The sequence below is a fragment of the Methylobacterium sp. WL19 genome (assembly GCF_008040005.1).
In the GTDB taxonomy this organism is placed as follows: Bacteria; Pseudomonadota; Alphaproteobacteria; order Rhizobiales; family Beijerinckiaceae; genus Methylobacterium; species Methylobacterium bullatum.
This window is the reverse complement of sequence record NZ_VRVC01000007.1, coordinates 47,561-64,048: the sequence shown is the minus strand read 5'-3', so window position 1 is coordinate 64,048 and position 16,488 is coordinate 47,561. Positions and strand designations below refer to the sequence as shown.

The following is a 16,488-nucleotide window of genomic DNA, read 5'->3' as shown; positions in this document are numbered from 1 at the left end:
GTTGTCGCGCGCCGCCCGCATCTCCTTGTCGTACTTCCCATATTTCTGCTCGTCATCGCCCTCGGCTTCGGCGCGGCGCAAAGCCTTGCCGAGCGTGGCACCGACTCCCCCTCTCCCCTCTGCGGGAGAGGGTGGCCCTCGCGTCAGCGAGGGTCGGGAGAGGGGAGCGCGTTGTCCGGAGAGGTCGCCCCCTCCCCCGGTCGCTCCGCGACCACCCTCCCCCGCAGAGGGGGGAGGGTTGGCGCGCTGCGGCGAGATTGGTTGTACAAACGCCTTCATGCGGCGAGCCTCTGGGGCTGGGGAGCCGGCGCGGCGGGGGCGGAAACCTCCGGCCGGCGCAGGCTGAGATCCGCCTCGGCGAGCTTGGCCGCGACGAGCAGGATCAGGCCTAACAGGCTGATTCCATAGGCCCATCCCGCGAGGTCGCGGCGCGGCCGTTGCTCGATATAGGGGATCGGGTCGCGCTCCAGGCGCTCGATCTGGCCGATGGCATCGGCCACCGCCTCGGCGCCCTCGGCCTCGAAGGCGCGGTAGGGTGTCCCGAGGCTCTTGAAGAACAGGTCGAGATGACGTTCGGGCGCCGCCTGAGGGGTGTCCTCGCCCGACGGTCTGTCGGAGATGGAAGGAGAGCCCTTGGTGCGCAGGAACAGCCAGTAGAGGTTCGGGCGAAGTCGCGCGAATTCGGCGCGCAACGTCCCCTGGACGCGGGGATCGATCACCGCCGCGCCGTCGGAGACGATGAGCAGGGCGCGCGAGACATTGGCGGTACTGGCGCCGAACTGCGAGAGCGCCATGCCGAGGCCGCGCGCCACGTTGGTGTAGTCGAGGCCCGGGCGGTCGATGGCGGCGACGGCCGCGCGGACCGCTTCGTGCCGATCGGTCATGGGCACCACGAGCATGGGGGCCGTGGAGAAGGCCGAGACGGCGAACTGGTCGTGGGCGCGGCTGCCGACGAACTCGCCGAGCAGCCGGCGCGAGGCCGCCGCCTTCGATTCCTCGGCACCGGAGGGCTGCAGCCCGGCGAAGGTCTCGTTCATGCTGCCCGAGCGATCGACGAGGATCGAGACCTGGGCGCCGATGCCCGTGCGGGTGATGGTCTCGCCCTGGCGATAGGGACCGGACAGGGCGGCGACGAGGCCGCCGATGGCGAGGATGCCGGCCGCGCGCAGGCCCCAGCCGATGAGGCGCGACAGGCCGTCGACGGGGCTTGCCGCGATGCTGGATAGCGGGGTGACCCGCTGGCTCGACGCGGCGAGCGGCAGCAGCGCCAAAGGCAGCAGCCACAAGACCCAGGGAAAATCCGCCATCAGGCGCATGACACCACCGCCATCAGACCCATGCTTCGACCGCCATCGGACGGGTTTTCGGCCCGTTCATGATTCCCGCTCGATGGCGGTGAGTTTCCGGGTCAGGGCCACGATGTCGGCCAAGGGAAGACGCCGCATGGCCCCGGCCGGACCGGGACCGAAGAAGCTGTGACGCGAGGCGTCGAGGAAGGCGGCGAGGCCGGCCCGTTCCCGCGCATAGGCGGGGTTGCGGGTGAGGAAGGCCGGCAGGTCGTCGGCCAGGACCCGGCGCCCGTCGGTCTCGTCCAGCGCCCGGTGAAGCGCGAGAAGGGCGGTCTCGTAGGCCGCCTCGTCCTCCCCCCGTCCGGCGAGGGCGCGCAGGCGGCGCAGGCACGCCGCGAAGGCCCTTCCTCCGCGTTTGGCGAAGGGCCACCATGTCCGGTCCCAGGCGAGACCCGCGAAGGCCAGCAGGGCCATGGCCATGAAGCCGGCGCTTCCGACCACGAGGGGTTGCGTGTCGAGGGACGCCACCCGCCCGTCCGGACGCAGGTAGTTCCTTGGGTCTTCGCGGGCCGGCGGCTGGACCTCGCGCAGGGGCGAGATGTTGAACGACCAGGGCGGGACCTGGGCCTTGGCCGTGGTCGCGCCCTTGTCCGTATCGCTCACGAAGGTGACGGTGAAGCCAGGGATCTCGAGGGCGCGCGCATCGAGGGCGGCGTAGAAGTTCTGATAGGTGAGATCGAGGCGCACCCGGCTGCCGCCGCCCTCGGATGCTTGCGTGACCGCGACGGTGCGAAGGTCGAGCCAATAGGTGATCGCGCCGGGCTGGGGCAGCGAGGCGGCCTGCAGGGCAAAGCCCGGCTCGACCACGATATCGACCTGGGCGCGGACGAGATCGCCGAGGAAGTAGCCGAACGGGCGCGGCGTGCGCACCTCGACGGTCCGCACCTGGGACTGGGCGGTGAGCGACGAGCAGAGCAGGAACAGGAGCGGGGCGAGGCGGCGCATGGGATGCCTCAACTCGCCAGGAGGTGGCGGCTGACCGCGTCGGGGTCGAAGCGGCCCGCGAGGCGGAAGGGCGGACGACCGTAGGTGGAGGCGATCCGGCGCAGGGTCTCGGCCCGCTCGGCTTCGCGCGCGATCCAGCGGCGGCGCAGGCCGGGGCGCATGAAGACCACGCGGCGGCCCGCGCCTTCGAGATCGTCGAGCTCCATCAGGCCCCATTCGGGCAGATCGTCGTCCTCGGCGGAATCGGCCAGGACGACGGGCACGAGGTCGTGGCGCGACAGGCTCGCGAAGGTCTCGGCGATGAGTGCCTCCGGCCAGCGGAAGTCGGAGACCAGGAACACGATCTTGGGACGGCCGACGAAGCGGCGGGCCGCTTGCCCCATCCCGTCCGCGCGGTCGCCGGTGCAGGCGGCGTCCGTCAGCCGGGAGACCACGTCGCCGGCCATGCTGCGGCGACGGCTCGCGGGCAGGAACACGTCCTCCCGCAGGGCGGCATCGCAGCCGATCAGGCCGAAAGCGTCGCCGATGCGCGTGGCCGAGGCGGCGAGGCAGCCGCAGAAGGACGAGACGAGCCCCATCCTGTCCGCCTCGCCGGAGAAGCGCATGGAGGCGGAAAGGTCGACCAGCGCCCAGACTTCGAGCGCCGTGCGACTCTCGAAGCGGCGGACATAGGTGCCCTCGAACGGGTCGCGCAGGGTGGCGCGGACGTCGATGCGGCGGGCATCCGGCATGCGCAGGAACGGCACCTGATCGCGGAAGGTGCCCAGACCCCCGGCGTCGCGGCCGCGATGGGCGCCCGCCACCGTGCCGGGCACGCGGCCGCGCGGGCGGTAGACGATGTCCGGCGTCGGCTCCTGGGGCGTTCTCTCGGGCGCCGTCACGGGGCGGGCACGGTGTCGAACACGGCGCGGCAGAGTTCCGGCACGATGGTGCTGCGGCGCATCTCGTAGATCGGCTCGAGGAAGACGCGGTGGGCCATCACTTCGGGAAAGATCGCGCGGATATCCTCGGGCACGAGCCAGTCGCGGCCCTCCAGCCAGGCGCGGACGCGGGCGGCCCGCACGAGGAAGGCGACGCCGCGTGGCGAGGCCCCGCCCTGGATCAGGGCCGACATGTCGATGCCGGGCAGGCGGATGCCGGCCTCGTGCGGGCGGACCAGGGCCTCCCACAGGCCGACCACGTAGGCCTCGATGGCCGGGCTCGCCTGGATGCCGTGCTGGATCGCCGCGCCGATCCCCGCCATGGCGGCGTGATCGAGGACGCCGCCGTCGATGCCGGCGATGAGGGCGTCGGTGTCGTGGAAGCGCGGATCGAAGACGAGGGCGCGGCGCGCCTCGGCATCGCGCGGGGCTTCGAGGCCGATCTCCATCAGGAAGCGGTCGCGGGCGGCGGCGGGGAGCTCGAAGGTCTCCTCGCGCTCGACGCGGTTGCGGTCGGCGAAGACCTGGAGATTGGGGAAACGGTATTCGCGGTTGAACGCGGTGAGACTCCGCTCGGCCATGAGGCGGAGCAGGAGCGAATGGACCTGCGGACGCGCGCGGTTGATCTCGTTGAAGAAGAAGATCGAGAGGTCTTCGGATTGCCGCAGCACCGGCCCCGGCTCCACGCGCGGGCGACCGTCATCGGCGAGGTAGGTGTGATAGATGAGGTCGGACGGCATCATGTCCACCGTGCCCTCGATGCGCTCGTAGGCGCCTCCGAGCGCCCGCGCCACGGCGCGCAGCAGGGTGGTCTTGCCGACGCCGACATCGCCTTCGAGCAGCACGTGGCCCCGGGCGAAGAGCGCGATGGTGAGAAGCCGGATCGCCCGGTCCTGGCCCACCACGGCGCCGCGGACCGCGCGCTCGAAACGGCCGGCCGCCTCGCGCCAATCGGTGAGCATCGCGTCGCCGGAGCGGATGTCGTTCATGGGGTTTGCCTTTGAGGACAGCGGCCGCGATCCCCGGACGGAGCGGTCCAGGCGCCTGAGGGGATCGCGGTCACCGTGATGGCCGCCCAAAGCGATGGGCGGCGACGACGTCAGTTGGAGGAAATCTTGGTGACGTCGTATTCGAACTTGCCGGTCTTCTTGGCGGCTTCGATGCGCTTCTTGTTGCGCTCTTCCATCAGCCTGATCGACTCCGACTGCTTGTTCAGCTCTTTCGGATCGTGCTTGGGGTCGTATTTCGTGCCGGCGATCTTCTCGGGGAAGCCGGGCTTGGGCTGCCAGCAATCGCCGGCGGCCTTGCACTTGGTGCCGTCATAGGCGAGCGCGGGAACGGCGAGCAGCGCGCCCGCACCGATTGCGAGAGCCGTGATGAGTGTCCGCATGGTCGTCTCCTCTGGTTTTGATTGCTACGGCGTCCGCCGCTTCTCGCTCACCGCGCGAGGCATCCCCGCGCGACGTGACTTCCCAAGACCGCTACTCCAGCGGTGGGCACTGGCCCGGAGCGTCCTTGGGGAAGGTCTCGCCCTGCTTGTAGGGCGTGTATTTCTTCTTCTGCTCGTCGTTGAGCCAGACGGCGTCCTTGACCGGGCCGGTATAGAGGTGCCGGATCCAGGCGATCGTCTGCAGCATCTCGTCGGGCGTCAGGTTCTCGTTGTGCGGACCCATCATGCCGTTGGCGCCGCCGAAGATGGTGGCGAACAGGCCGGTATCTTCGGTGTTGGACGGATAGGTCCAGTAATTGTCGTTGAGGCCGGGGCCGAGCTTGCCTTCGGCGAGGTGCCCGTGACAGCCGGAGCACGAGGTCGCGAACAACGACTCGCCGTTACGCAGGCAGGACCTGTCGTCGATGTAGAGGTTCTTGCCGGTCTGGAAGAACTCCTTGACGGCGGGAGTGTCGCGGCCACCCTCCTTGCCCTCGGAGGTGTTGAGTTCCTCACCGGTGACGGTGTTGCGGAAGGTCATCCCCGTTGACGGGCCCGCATTCGGCTGGGCCAGGGCCGCCACGCCGATGGAGGTGAATCCGAGGGCGAGGAAGGCGGCGAGGACACGGTTCGTGTGACGCATCGATTTGCTCTGTTTATCCCCGGACTTGCGGCCGAGGTGGGCGTACCGGTGCTCAGCGCACCGGCGACGCGGGACAGGGTTCGGAGGATCAGTTGGAAACGGGGGTGACGGGCACGCCGTCCTGGCGGAGGATCGCCTCGATCTGCGGGCGGGCTTTGGCGATCGCGGCATCGAGGGCCGCCTTCAGGGCCTGGTCGTCGCGGCGGACGCCCATGGACTGGTCGAAGCTCTGCGGCACCTTCTGGCCGTCGCTGCGCACCGTATCGTCCGGCACCGGATTCATGCGCAGGGGCTGGCTCGAATCCTTGACGTAGCGGGCGACGTCCGGCGCGAAGGCCACGGCCACGTCGGCCTTGTTGGCGACGACTTCGCTGACCATGCGGGCCGGGTCGATCTGCGTGTAGGTGTTGCGGGCCGCGCGGAAGTTCACCAGCGAGTAGAGGTAGGCCATGTCCTCCTCGTAGCGGCCGATATCCTTCAGCATCGCCTCGCCCGGCGTGCCGAAACCGACGACCATGTGGTCGATGGTCTTCAGGCGCGGATCGGACCAGGACTTGATGTCGAGGTCCCGGTCGGCGCGGGTGATGAAGACGTAGCCGCTGCGGTAATAGGGCTTCGTGGCGAGCACGCGCGGGTCGTCGCTGTCGAGGCCGACCACCACGTCGCACAGCTTCTTGTCGAGGCTGTCGCGCACGAGATAGATCGCGGCCTTGTCGGACCAGACGAACTGCGCCTTGCGCCCCATGGCCTCGGCGACGGCGGAGGCGATGCGGTTCTCGAGCCCGGAGCCGTCCTTCATCGAGAGCGGCGGCTGGTTGGCCGCGCAGACCCGGAGGACGCTGTCGTCGGGCGCGGATTTCGTGTCGGCCTGCGCGAACGCGGCACCGCCCAAGGCGAGGACAGCCGCGACGGACAGACATCCTTTGGCGAAGGACATGAGAGCGTTTCCGTTGTTTTTTATGGGTCGGATTCGTTGGGATCGAGGCGGCGTGAGCGGAGCGCCGCTCTCCTCCCCAGCGGATCTCGGGCCTGCCCGAGATCCGTCGAGATTGCGGGGAGGAGTTGGGGTGGGGGTGGCTCCGCTGGCCTCCGCGGCCTGCGGGTCACCCAACCACCCCCACCCCTGACCTCTCCCCACAAGGGGGGGAGGGACGCGCTCGTTTCCCGATGCAGCCGTTACTTGGCTGCCGTCTGGTACTCGCCGACGCTCGGATCGTCGTACGGACCCTTGCCGTTCAGCGAGAACACCATCACGCCGCCGCCCATCTGGGTGTAGTTGGCGAGCTTCTTGAAGGCGCCCACCGCGCCGAGACCGGCCGTCGGATCCTGAAGGTCGAACACGAGGCCGACACCCGGCCAGCCGCCGACGCCGTAGTAGATGGCGACGTATTGATCACCCTTGTGGCTGTAGGTGATCGGGTAGCCGATGGCGCCCGACGGCATCTTGAACTTCCAGAGAAGGTCTCCGTTGTCCGAGTTGCGCGCCTTGATGTAGCCGTCCAGCGTTCCGTAGAACACGAGACCGCCGGCGGTCGCCGTCGTCCCGCCCCACACGGCGAAGCGCTCCATCTTCTCCCATTTGAACTCGCCGGTGATGGCGTTGTAGCCCTTGATCTGGCCCAGACCTTCGTAGTTCTGGCGATCGCCCTTCGGGCCGGGATACATGTTCAGAGTGGCGCCGACGAAGAACTGACCGGCACGGTAGGGAAGCATGAAGGGCTCCCAATCCATGCAGATGTGGTTGATGCCCATGAAGAAGAGCTTGCGCTCGGGATCGTAGGAATCGTGGCCCTGGTTGTGGTAGCCCATCGCCGAGGGACAGATGTCCTTGGCGAGGTGGTCCATGCGGGTGCCGTATTCGGGATCGCGCACCGGCTGGCCGGTCTTCAGGTCGACCGACTTGAACACGTTGACGGTGTCGTCGATCTTGTTGGCCGAGACGAGCGAGCCGTCCGTCCGGTCGAGCGTGTAGACGATGCCGTTCCGGTCCGGATGGGTCAGGAGCTTGCGGTCCTTGCCGTCCTTGTCCTTCTGGTTCGACAGCATCATCACGTTGACGCCGGCGTAATCCCACTCGTCGTGCGGGGTCTTCTGATAGCCGAACTTGGCTTCACCCGTATCGGCGTCGCGGCCGAAGATGGTCATCGTCCACTTGTTGTCGCCGGGACGCATGGTCTCGTTCCACGGCGCCGGATTGCCGGTGCCGAAGTAGATCAGGTTGGTGCCCGGATCGTAGGCGTACCAGCCCCAGTTGGTGCCGCCGCCGATCTTCCAGGCATCGCCCTCCCAGGTGGAGGTGCCGAGGTTCTTCTGGCCGTAATGGGGGTTCTTGATGTTGAAGTCCGCACCCAGCAGCAGGTCCTTGTCCGGGCCGGTGGCGTAGGCGCGCCAGACCTGGGAACCGGTCTTCACGTCGTAGGCGGTGAGGTAGCCGCGCACGCCGAGCTCGGCGCCCGAGGAGCCGATGATGACCTTGTCCTTCACCACGTAGGGCGCGATGGTCAGGGTGGAGCCGACCTTGATGTCGGAATTCTCGACCTTCCACACCGTCTCGCCGGTCTCGGCGTTGAGCGCCATGACGTTGCCGTCGAGCAGGGTCTTGAGGATCAGCGCCGGGGTCTTTCCGTCGCCGGGCCAGTAGGCCAGACCGCGGTTCACGAGATCGCAGCAGGCGACGGCGCGGGCGGCCGGGTTCTGCTTGGGCTTGTCCTGCCAGAGGATCTTGCCCGGATCGTCGAGGGCGAGGGCGAACGTGTTGTTCGGGAAGGAGGTGTGGATGTACATCTTGTTGTCGACGACGACGGGCGCGCCCTCGTGGCCGTTGAGCAGGCCGGTCGAGAACGTCCAGGAGACCTTGAGGTCCTTCACGTTCGTCGTGTTGATCTGCTTGAGCTTGCTGTAGTTGTCCGAGTCGTAGTTCTTGCCCGGCATCACCCAGTTTTCATCGCTGTTCGACAGATCGATGAGCTTGTCGTTGGCTGAGGCGATCCCTGACAGTCCGATCGGTGCCAGGGCCAAGACGGCCAGCACCGAGACTGAATTCAGTAACCTGTTCATTCTGCGTCTCCTGCCCTTCTGCCGCGTGCTCGACCCCAGGGGATCGGCCGCAGCCATTGCTTTCGCCGGTTCAGCAAACAGTCAGTCGATCGATGTTATGAACGTATTTATAAGAATAACCTGACGCTGGCCGCTCTTATAAAAGACTTATTACTGATCCATCGGCTAGCTATATAATCATTTGCTTTGCCTGATGTCTTTAGCCACTTCAACCTTTTTTTACAGGACGATTTGGCAACTTGAACCATACCTTTGTGCAGCTGTTCCGGGTCGATCCGGAAGGCATCCGTCGATGCGCCACATGCGGGCGGGGCCGGTCTTTCCCTGCGGGTCGAAGGGCTTAGCCGGCTCGGCGATGGCGATCCGCGCGATGGGGCGATCCGGCGTCCGGCAGGGCATCATGCCTGCGCGCAGAGGCCCGGCGGTCATAATGCGCAAGATTTTTGCACCGTTCCGCGTCAGGAAAAGCGTCCTGTGCCCTCGAACCCACGCTTTACTCAATGTGGACCGGCGCTAAACTAAGCCCGGGTAGGAAACAAAAACGAGACATGCCGATGATCAGAAGAACAACTGCGCTGGTGATTTGCCTGATTGTCCTGCCATCCATTGCCAATGCGGCACGGTTGACCATGGATGACAAGGTGTCGCGCTGGCCCCGTGCCTCCACGGACGAGAAGATCGATTTCGCCACGCGCATGGGCAAGGCCTTCTCCAGCCTCAACGCCGAGCTCGACAAGAACTACTTCATCCGCTGCCTGGAAGAGACCGCGAACATCGGCAATCCGGGCGAGATCAAGCTGGAATCGGCGGTGAAGATGTGCGTGTCCGTGAAGAAGGACCCGCCGGAATAGGCGGCCTTGGCGCAGGCCCGTGTTCAAGGCGCGAGGCCACGGATTCCGAACCGCCCTCCTCCCCGGATCGAGCGGCGATGGCGCAGCATCAGCATCGGTTCACATCGCAGATGACCCATGTCGCAGCCGAAAGCTCGATCCGCCGGAGGCACCGTGCCCGGTTCCGCCTGACACCCGGAGCGGCCCTGGCCGGCCTCGCCCTCATGGTGGCGGGGGCGGCGTCGGCGGAGGAAGGGCGCATGGCCGCTCTCTATCCGCATGACGGGCGCCGCGACCTGACCGGCGCCGACATCACACGCTATCCCGGCGCGGGCGTCCTCTTCTGCCATCGCCGGCCGGACGGCATCCCCCAGAAGGCGGCGGCGGCCTGGCTCGTGGGGTCGCCGCGTCTCGTGGTGATGAACGCGCACAATTTCCGCAACCGCCGCATGGAGGTGACGCGGGAGGTGGAGGATTGCTTCTTCCAGATCGGCGGGCGGAATTACGGCTTCGTGCCGGCGAGCCTGCGCCTCGGTGCGGCGCCCGACGCCAAGGCCCTGCACATCACCGACGATTGGGCCCTGCTCGATCTCACCGAGGCGGTGGTCGGCGCGCCGCCGCAGCCGGTCCCCGACGCGCCGATTCTGGCCACGGGCATCGCGGAGATCCCGGTGGTGATGGTCTCACCCGGCGGGCACGAGAACTATCGCGGGCCGAGCAGCACCGAGACCTGCGCGATCCACCAGATCGATCCGCCGACGGAGGACGACATCCGCCGCGCCCGGCACAATTGCAACGACGGGTTCGGCGGCTCGGGCTCCGGCCTGTTCGACCTGTCGGGCCGTCTCGTGGCGATGCAGAGCGCCTCGCTCTCCATGAACTCGCGGCGCCCCTTCGATCTCGAGCTCCATTACGGCTCCGCCCTGCTGTTCGAAGGCGCCCTCCTGGCGGCGATCCGGCAGGCCGTGACGGCGGAGGGCGAGGCCGCGAAGACCCGGTGAGGCGCGGGGGCGTCTCACCGCCTGAGTCCGTCGTTTTTCCAGGGCTTTACCTCATCCTGAGGTGCCGCGAAGCGGCCTCGAAGGAGGCTTCCAGGGATCGCTGTGGCGTCTGGAGGGCTCCTTCGAGGCCCGCTGACGCGGGCACCTCAGGATGAGGTGGTCCGCTGGGATGATCGGCTCCGGCATGAGCATCCGATTAAACCGGCGCTCAGTGCACGGTCGGCGCCGGCTCCTCCGGCGCGAGGGTGACGACTTCGGAGAACGGGAATTCGAGAACCGTTTCCCCGGCTTCGTCGGTGACCACCAGGATGGCTCCCATCAGGCGGGCCTGGGCCTCCGATTCGGCCATCGTCGCCTGGATCGTGTCGCGGGCGACCTCCCAGGCATGGTCGGCATCCCGCAATTCGGTGCCGGTGGGATCGGCGATGACCTCCCGGCCGATATGGGTGTGAAAGAAAAATCGGGGCATCGGCGCGTTCGATCCGCTCGAGGAACAGCTGCCATCACCTGTAAGCTGCGGCGCGGCGGCGCAAGGCCTGACGGCCCAACCTATAGGGCGAAACAATCGTCCGCGCCTCCTCAGCCCCGAGCCAATCGCGAATGACGCTGGGAATAGGCGGCATAGATCACCAGGGCGGCGCCGATCCAGATCGCGAAGAGCAGGTAGGTGTCCCGTGGCAGCGCCGCGATGAGCGCGAGGCAGCAGGCGAGGCTCGCGAGGGGCACGAGGGGGTAGAACGGCACGCGAAATCCCCGCGGCAGGTCGGGCCGCGTCCGGCGCAGGATGACGACGCCGAGGGAGACCGCCGAAAAGGCCACGAGGGTGCCCATGCTGGTGAGGTTGGCGAGCACATCGAGGGGGACGAGGGCCGCCAGCGCGGCGACGAAGAGCGCTACTACCAGCGTGTTGGCGTTCGGGCTCCGGGTCCGCCGGTCCACCCGCTGGAACAGCGCCGGCAGCAGCCCGTCCCGGCTCATGGCGAAGAGGATGCGGGTCTGGCCGTACATCGTCACCAGGGTCACGGAGAAGATGGAGGCCACCGCCCCGATCGACAGGACGAGGGCCGGCCAGGCCGTCCCGGTAACATTGCGCAGGATCACCGCCAGCCCGGCATCCTGCCCGGCAAAGTGCGTCCAGGGCTGGGCTCCGATCCCCGCGAAGGCGACGAGGAGGTAGATCGCGGTGACGATGACCAGGGAGAGGAGGATGCCCAGGGGCAGCGTGCGGGCCGGGTCGCGCACCTCCTCGCTCGCCGTGGAGATCGTATCCAGGCCGATATAGGAGAAGAAGATCGTCGAGGCGGCGGTGCCGATGCCGGCAAGCCCCAGCGGCGCGAAGGGCGTGAGGTTCGCAGGCCGGAACGCCGTGAGGGCGATGACGGCGAAGAACACCAGCACGGCGAGCTTCAGGACCACGAGAACCGCGTTGATCGCGGTGGATTCGGCGGCACCCCGCAGGAGCAGCAGGGTGCACAGGCCGATGAGGACGATGGCCGGCAGGTTGACGTAGCCGCCCCGGCCGGGGGGCTGGCTGATGGCATCCGGCATGGTCCAGCCGATGAGCGCACCGAAGACCTCGTTGAGATACTGGCCCCATCCGACGGCGATGGCGGAGGCGGCGACCGCGTATTCGAGGAGGAGGCAGGCCCCGACGAGGAAGGCCGCGAGTTCGCCCAGCGTCGCATAGGCATAGGAATAGGACGAGCCCGAGAGCGGAAGCGCCGAGGCCAGTTCCGCGTAGCAGAGCGCCGTGAGTCCCGCCGTGACGGCGGCCAGCACGAACGAGACCAGGATGCCGGGGCCGGCCTCGGGCACCGCCGCGCTCAGGATCACGAAGATGCCGGTGCCCACCGTGGCGCCGACCCCGAGCATGACGAGGCGGAACAGGCCGATGGAGCGTTCGAGGGGCCGGGCTCCCGCGTCGGTATCCTGTGCCGTGGGCGAGACGGGTTTCCGCCGCAGCACCGCCCGGCGCCAGTCGCTTCGTCCCTCGTCCGATCCGATCACCGACCCCATCGCTACACGACCTCACAGCGACCGGGACGAGGGGTGCCGATCTTGTTTCTTTGCTAACGGCAGCAAGCGCCATGCCGCCTCCCACGACTCCGAGGGCGTGATCGAACGGATGCCGAGACTGGTCCCGATCCTGCCACGCGACCGTGACCCCTCCTCACACGAGTGTCGTGCGCGGCCCCTATGCTGTCGGCGGACCGGAGAATGAACCCATGGACGAGAAACGCTGCATCCTCATCGGCGTGCCGGTCCAGGAGGGGACGAGCCGGCTGGGCTGCGACATGGGCCCGAGCGCCTACCGGGCCGCCGGTTTGTGCGGCGCCCTCACCGCCCTCGGCCTGGTGGTGGAGGATCGCGGGAACATCGCCCCTCCCCCCGGCGAGGCCGTCGCCCATCCCAATCCGAGCGTGACCAACCTCTCCGACTTCGCGCGCTGGACGTCGGCGCTCAGCGAGGCCGCCTATCGGGCCGGGGGCGAGGGCCTGCCGATCTTCCTCGGCGGCGATCACAGCCTCTCGGCCGGTACGATCTCGGGCATGAGCCGGCGGGCGGCCGAGGAGGGAAGCGAGTTGCACGTGCTCTGGCTCGACGCGCATCCCGATCTCCACACCCTGGAGACGACGACGAGCGGCAATCTCCACGGCGTGCCCATGGCCTATGCTCTCGGCCTCAAGGGGTTCGGCCCCTACCTGCCGCCGCCCGTGGCGCCGGTGAAACCGCGCAACGTCTGCATGATCGGCCTGCGCAGCGTCGATCCGGCGGAGCGGCGGACGATCCGCGAGGCCGGGATCACCGTGCACGACATGCGCGCCATCGACGAGTTCGGCATCGGCATCCTGCTCAAAGCCTTCCTCGAACGGGTGGCCGCCGCCGGCGGATGGCTGCATGTGAGCCTCGACGTGGATTTTCTCGATCCCGGCATCGCGCCGGGCGTCGGCACCACGGTTCCGGGCGGGGCGACCTTCCGCGAGGCGCATCTCGCCATGGAGATGCTGCACGACAGCGGCCTCGTCCGCAGCCTCGACCTCGTGGAGCTCAACCCCTTCCTCGACGAGCGCGGCCGCACCGCGATCCTGATGACGGATCTCGCCGCCAGCCTGATGGGACGCAGCGTCCTCGACCGGCCGACGCGGAGTTTTTGACCGACGGGGTTCACACCACTCCTCGGACAGGCGGAGCGCGTCCCTCTCCCCCTTGTGGGCTACTCGCTCTATCCAACCGGGGTTCGACATGAGGCGCGACGGGCTTCCTCTCCTTCCAGGAGAGGGGACCCGAGGTGCCCGCCAGATGGGTGAATATCGGCGGCCGATTTGGATCGGCGTCGCGCAGGGCGAACGAAACGGCGTTCAGAGCCGGTCGCGGGCGCCGGTCAGGAATGCGCGCAGGTCCTGCGCGGTGGGGAAGTAGATGTCGGCGTCCGTCTCCTTCCACAGCTGCTTCAGCGTCTCGTCGGAGGCTTCGAGGAGGGCGCGGTCGATAAATTGCCGCAGGCGGACGCGCTCCTCGCCGCGGAAGAGGTTGAGAACGAAATCGTACATCTCGTCGAGCGTCGGCGCGCCGCCACCGATGTCCAGCATGAACCAACGGCCGAAGGCCAGGAATTCCGGGGACGCCTGCATGTCAATCTCCGTCGTTGCGCCGGTGTGTCGGTGACATCGCTGCTCCCTGAGATCCTCCATCGCCCGTTTTGGCAATTGCACGACCGGGCGGGCTAGCGCCTCCGGTCTCGATCACGTCCGCGAAGCGCGAACAATGCGCTCAGAGCCGGTCGCGGGCGCCGGTCAGGAATGCGCGCAGATCCTGCGCGGTGGGGAAGTAGATGTCGGCTTCCGTCTTGTTCCAAAGTTGCTCCAACGTCGCGTCGGACGCCTCGCGGAGGGCACGGTCGATGAATTGCCGCAGCCGGACGCGCTCCTCGCCTTGAAAACGTCTGAGACCGAAGTCGTACATCTCCTCAAGCGTCGGCGCGATGCGATCGATGTCCTGTATGTACCAGCGTGCAAAGGTCAGAAATTCCGGGGAGGCCTGCATGTCAATCTCCGTCGTTTCGCGGATAAGCAGTATGGATGCGATATCCGCGGGGACTGCCCGGATCGTGAACGATATACATTCCGACACCGTAGGTCGTACGCAGATACGGCTCGAGCTGCCCCGCCGTATAGGCTTCCCGCCCGGTTCTGTATCCGAAGCGGGATTTTATGAATGCATCGTCCCTTTTACCGGTCGCGACGTCGTCAACCTCCGAAGCATTCTGTTCCAAGGTGCGATTGACGAGATCGTTCGCAGTCTCAATGGATTCGAAAGAACCATCTCGCCGCAAGCCGTAGGTTACAACGGGGAATGTTCGTTTGCTGGCCTGGATGCGAGCTAGCAGTTGTGCATCTGTTTTACCGACATGCTCGCGAAGCGTATGGCCGCCGCGCACCTCTTCTTCGGAGATCTCGACCGTGTACCGACGGTTGAGGTCATCCGAGACGTAGACGATCCGCGCATCGTCACCGGAATCATATCCGTCGCCCGCACCGCCGTCCGTCCATTGGCCGCCGTCCGGATGTCCGGCCGGCACGCGGGGTTGATCGGCGTGCTACGCACGGAGCGACAGACGCAACCGCTGAAACGCGACCTGAACACGGCACGACGTGATCAGCCATCTCGCCCGCAGAAGGGCCGTTGCGCTCGACGACATCGGATTCACCCCCTAGATCAAGCTATTATACCTATAAGGGAATAATAGCTTGATCTTGATCACGAAACAGGGGCGCTGAGACGCGAAACGCCGGAGCCCCTGTCGAGGCCCCGGCGTCGCGCATTGTCCGAAAGGCCGGGCGAGCGCGCCCGGCCGGCCTGCTCTCAGAGCGAGTAGTACATCGTGAATTCGACCGGATGCGGGGTCATCTCGTAGCGCATCACTTCCGTCATCTTCAGTTCGATGAAGGAGTCGATCTGGTCGTCCGAGAACACGCCGCCGGCCTTGAGGAAGGCGCGGTCGCGGTCGAGGTTGGTGAGCGCCTCACGCAGGCTGCCGCAGACGGTGGGGATCTTCTTCAGCTCGCGCGGGGGCAGGTCGTAGAGATCCTTGTCCATGGCCGGGCCCGGATCGATCTTGTTGATGATGCCGTCCAGGCCGGCCATCAGCAGGGCCGAGAAGGCGAGGTAGGGGTTCGCCATCGGGTCGGGGAAGCGGACCTCGACGCGCTTGGCCTTCGGGTTCGTCGTCCACGGAATACGACAGGAGGCCGAGCGGTTGCGGGCCGAATAGGCCAGCAGCACGGGGGCCTCGTAGCCGGGCACCAGGCGCTTGTAGGAGTTGGTGGACGGGTTGGTGAAGGCGTTCAGCGCCTTGGCGTGCTTGATGATGCCGCCGATGTACCAGAGGCATTCCTGGCTGAGATCGGCATACTTGTCGCCGGCGAAGATCGGCTTGCCGTCCTTCCAGATCGACTGGTGCACGTGCATGCCCGAGCCGTTGTCGCCGAAGACGGGCTTGGGCATGAAGGTCGCGGTCTTGCCGTAGCTCTGGGCCACGTTGTGGATCGCGTATTTGTAGATCTGCATATGGTCGGCGAGCAGGGTCAGCGTGTCGAACTTCATGCCGAGCTCGTGCTGGGCGCTCGCCACCTCGTGGTGGTGCTTCTCGACCTTGACGCCCATGGACTGCATGGCGGCCAGCATCTCGCCGCGCATGTCCTGCGCCGAATCCTGCGGCGGCACCGGGAAATAGCCGCCCTTGGTGGCGACGCGGTGGCCGAGGTTGCCGCCCTCGTAATCGGTGAAGCCGTTGGTGGGCAGTTCCACCGAATCGAGCTGGAAGCCGGTATGGTACGGGTCGGAGCCGAACTTCACGTCGTCGAACACGAAGAACTCGGCCTCGGGGCCGACATAGATCGTGTCGCCGATGCCGGTGGACTTGAGGAACGCCTCGGCGAGCTTGGCGGTGCTGCGCGGATCGCGCGAATACGGCAGGCCGGACGAGGGCTCGAGCACGTCGCAGACGATCGACATGGTGGAGGCCGAGAAGAACGGGTCCATGCAGGCGGTCGCCGGGTCGGGCATCAGCAGCATGTCGGATTCGTTGATCGCCTTCCAGCCGGCGATCGACGAGCCGTCGAACATCGTGCCTTCGGCAAAGATTTCCTCATCGACGAGGGACACGTCGAACGTGACGTGCTGCCACTTGCCCCGGGGATCGGTGAAGCGGAAATCGACGTACTTGACGTCGTTGTCCTTGATGTCCTTGAGGACCTGATCGGCGGTCTTTGCCATCCCTGTGTCTCCTTCGAGGCTCGGCCTGTTTCGGCCGT

Annotated in this window: 17 protein-coding genes and 1 pseudogene; 3 read left to right on the top strand and 15 right to left on the bottom strand. The window is 66.9% G+C overall.

Features of this window, described 5'->3' with window-relative positions; genetic code table 11:
- The 9 genes and pseudogenes from FV220_RS25760 to FV220_RS03115 all read right to left on the bottom strand — a co-directional run.
- Nucleotides 1-279, bottom strand: a pseudogene (locus FV220_RS25760) (hypothetical protein); the annotation flags it as partial.
- On the bottom strand, nucleotides 276-1,316 hold the full coding sequence (locus tag FV220_RS03150) for a vWA domain-containing protein (protein WP_147829603.1): 1,041 nt from the start codon (nucleotides 1,314-1,316) through the stop codon (nucleotides 276-278). The pseudogene FV220_RS25760 and the gene FV220_RS03150, both read right to left, overlap by 4 nt.
- 57 nt (nucleotides 1,317-1,373) lie before the next feature.
- Entirely contained in the window at nucleotides 1,374-2,294 is a 921-nt protein-coding gene (locus FV220_RS03145) for a nonribosomal peptide synthetase MxaA (protein ID WP_147829601.1), read from the bottom strand.
- An 8-nt stretch (nucleotides 2,295-2,302) separates the two neighbouring features.
- Entirely contained in the window at nucleotides 2,303-3,133 is an 831-nt protein-coding gene (locus FV220_RS03140; RefSeq protein ID WP_246689372.1) for a DUF58 domain-containing protein, read from the bottom strand.
- A 38-nt stretch (nucleotides 3,134-3,171) separates the two neighbouring features.
- The gene (locus FV220_RS03135) at nucleotides 3,172-4,203 is read right to left on the bottom strand and encodes a MoxR family ATPase (protein WP_056162404.1); all 1,032 of its coding nucleotides are present in this window, start codon (nucleotides 4,201-4,203) and stop codon (nucleotides 3,172-3,174) included.
- 110 nt (nucleotides 4,204-4,313) lie between these two features.
- Nucleotides 4,314-4,604 (bottom strand): methanol dehydrogenase [cytochrome c] subunit, encoded by a 291-nt coding sequence (locus FV220_RS03130; RefSeq protein WP_018044532.1) that lies wholly within the window; start codon nucleotides 4,602-4,604, stop codon nucleotides 4,314-4,316.
- A 91-nt stretch (nucleotides 4,605-4,695) separates the two neighbouring features.
- A complete protein-coding gene (gene moxG, locus FV220_RS03125; protein ID WP_147829597.1) occupies nucleotides 4,696-5,286 on the bottom strand; it encodes a cytochrome c(L), periplasmic in 591 nt (196 codons plus the stop codon).
- A gap of 88 nt (nucleotides 5,287-5,374) precedes the next feature.
- Nucleotides 5,375-6,223, bottom strand: a complete 849-nt coding sequence (moxJ, locus tag FV220_RS03120; protein ID WP_147829595.1) for a methanol oxidation system protein MoxJ — start codon at nucleotides 6,221-6,223, stop codon at nucleotides 5,375-5,377.
- A gap of 239 nt (nucleotides 6,224-6,462) precedes the next feature.
- A complete protein-coding gene (locus tag FV220_RS03115; protein ID WP_056146245.1) occupies nucleotides 6,463-8,343 on the bottom strand; it encodes a methanol/ethanol family PQQ-dependent dehydrogenase in 1,881 nt (626 codons plus the stop codon).
- 548 nt (nucleotides 8,344-8,891) lie between these two features.
- Between FV220_RS03115 and FV220_RS03110 the strand changes: the two genes are divergently transcribed.
- Nucleotides 8,892-9,194, top strand: coding sequence for a hypothetical protein (locus FV220_RS03110; protein WP_238253793.1), 303 nt, complete (start codon nucleotides 8,892-8,894; stop codon nucleotides 9,192-9,194).
- 203 nt (nucleotides 9,195-9,397) lie between these two features.
- Nucleotides 9,398-10,174 (top strand): trypsin-like peptidase domain-containing protein, encoded by a 777-nt coding sequence (locus FV220_RS03105; protein WP_246689371.1) that lies wholly within the window; start codon nucleotides 9,398-9,400, stop codon nucleotides 10,172-10,174.
- A 208-nt stretch (nucleotides 10,175-10,382) separates the two neighbouring features.
- On the opposite strand, the gene FV220_RS03100 is transcribed toward FV220_RS03105, so the two are convergent.
- On the bottom strand, nucleotides 10,383-10,643 hold the full coding sequence (locus FV220_RS03100) for a hypothetical protein (protein ID WP_018044538.1): 261 nt from the start codon (nucleotides 10,641-10,643) through the stop codon (nucleotides 10,383-10,385).
- Nucleotides 10,644-10,753: 110 nt separating this feature from the next.
- Entirely contained in the window at nucleotides 10,754-12,190 is a 1,437-nt protein-coding gene (locus FV220_RS03095; RefSeq protein ID WP_147829591.1) for an amino acid permease, read from the bottom strand.
- Nucleotides 12,191-12,399: 209 nt separating this feature from the next.
- Between FV220_RS03095 and rocF the strand changes: the two genes are divergently transcribed.
- Nucleotides 12,400-13,329, top strand: a complete 930-nt coding sequence (gene rocF, locus FV220_RS03090; protein ID WP_147829589.1) for an arginase — start codon at nucleotides 12,400-12,402, stop codon at nucleotides 13,327-13,329.
- Nucleotides 13,330-13,533: 204 nt separating this feature from the next.
- Here rocF and FV220_RS25370 read toward each other — a convergent pair whose 3' ends face one another.
- The 4 genes from FV220_RS25370 to glnA all read right to left on the bottom strand — a co-directional run bounded on the left by FV220_RS25370 (nucleotide 13,534) and on the right by glnA (nucleotide 16,450).
- The gene (locus FV220_RS25370; RefSeq protein WP_187273311.1) at nucleotides 13,534-13,806 is read right to left on the bottom strand and encodes a hypothetical protein; all 273 of its coding nucleotides are present in this window, start codon (nucleotides 13,804-13,806) and stop codon (nucleotides 13,534-13,536) included.
- A 139-nt stretch (nucleotides 13,807-13,945) separates the two neighbouring features.
- Nucleotides 13,946-14,218, bottom strand: a complete 273-nt coding sequence (locus FV220_RS03085) for a hypothetical protein (protein WP_056146232.1) — start codon at nucleotides 14,216-14,218, stop codon at nucleotides 13,946-13,948.
- A gap of 1 nt (nucleotide 14,219) precedes the next feature.
- Nucleotides 14,220-14,753, bottom strand: coding sequence for an RNase A-like domain-containing protein (locus FV220_RS03080; protein WP_238253795.1), 534 nt, complete (start codon nucleotides 14,751-14,753; stop codon nucleotides 14,220-14,222).
- A gap of 284 nt (nucleotides 14,754-15,037) precedes the next feature.
- A complete protein-coding gene (gene glnA, locus FV220_RS03075; RefSeq protein ID WP_147829587.1) occupies nucleotides 15,038-16,450 on the bottom strand; it encodes a type I glutamate--ammonia ligase in 1,413 nt (470 codons plus the stop codon).
- Between the last annotated feature and the right edge of the window lie 38 nt (nucleotides 16,451-16,488).

What these genes read in the sequence shown, in the direction of transcription:
- FV220_RS03150 (WP_147829603.1), bottom strand. Translation starts at nt 1,316, where the DNA reads ATGCGCCTGATGGCGGATTTTCCCTGGGTCTTGTGGCTGCTGCCTTTG.
- FV220_RS03145 (WP_147829601.1), bottom strand. Translation starts at nt 2,294, where the DNA reads ATGCGCCGCCTCGCCCCGCTCCTGTTCCTGCTCTGCTCGTCGCTCACC.
- FV220_RS03135 (WP_056162404.1), bottom strand. Translation starts at nt 4,203, where the DNA reads ATGAACGACATCCGCTCCGGCGACGCGATGCTCACCGATTGGCGCGAG.
- FV220_RS03130 (WP_018044532.1), bottom strand. Translation starts at nt 4,604, where the DNA reads ATGCGGACACTCATCACGGCTCTCGCAATCGGTGCGGGCGCGCTGCTC.
- moxG (WP_147829597.1), bottom strand. Translation starts at nt 5,286, where the DNA reads ATGCGTCACACGAACCGTGTCCTCGCCGCCTTCCTCGCCCTCGGATTC.
- moxJ (WP_147829595.1), bottom strand. Translation starts at nt 6,223, where the DNA reads ATGTCCTTCGCCAAAGGATGTCTGTCCGTCGCGGCTGTCCTCGCCTTG.
- FV220_RS03115 (WP_056146245.1), bottom strand. Translation starts at nt 8,343, where the DNA reads ATGAACAGGTTACTGAATTCAGTCTCGGTGCTGGCCGTCTTGGCCCTG.
- FV220_RS03110 (WP_238253793.1), top strand. Translation starts at nt 8,892, where the DNA reads ATGCCGATGATCAGAAGAACAACTGCGCTGGTGATTTGCCTGATTGTC.
- FV220_RS03105 (WP_246689371.1), top strand. Translation starts at nt 9,398, where the DNA reads ATGGTGGCGGGGGCGGCGTCGGCGGAGGAAGGGCGCATGGCCGCTCTC.
- FV220_RS03100 (WP_018044538.1), bottom strand. Translation starts at nt 10,643, where the DNA reads ATGCCCCGATTTTTCTTTCACACCCATATCGGCCGGGAGGTCATCGCC.
- FV220_RS03095 (WP_147829591.1), bottom strand. Translation starts at nt 12,190, where the DNA reads ATGGGGTCGGTGATCGGATCGGACGAGGGACGAAGCGACTGGCGCCGG.
- rocF (WP_147829589.1), top strand. Translation starts at nt 12,400, where the DNA reads ATGGACGAGAAACGCTGCATCCTCATCGGCGTGCCGGTCCAGGAGGGG.
- FV220_RS25370 (WP_187273311.1), bottom strand. Translation starts at nt 13,806, where the DNA reads ATGCAGGCGTCCCCGGAATTCCTGGCCTTCGGCCGTTGGTTCATGCTG.
- FV220_RS03085 (WP_056146232.1), bottom strand. Translation starts at nt 14,218, where the DNA reads ATGCAGGCCTCCCCGGAATTTCTGACCTTTGCACGCTGGTACATACAG.
- glnA (WP_147829587.1), bottom strand. Translation starts at nt 16,450, where the DNA reads ATGGCAAAGACCGCCGATCAGGTCCTCAAGGACATCAAGGACAACGAC.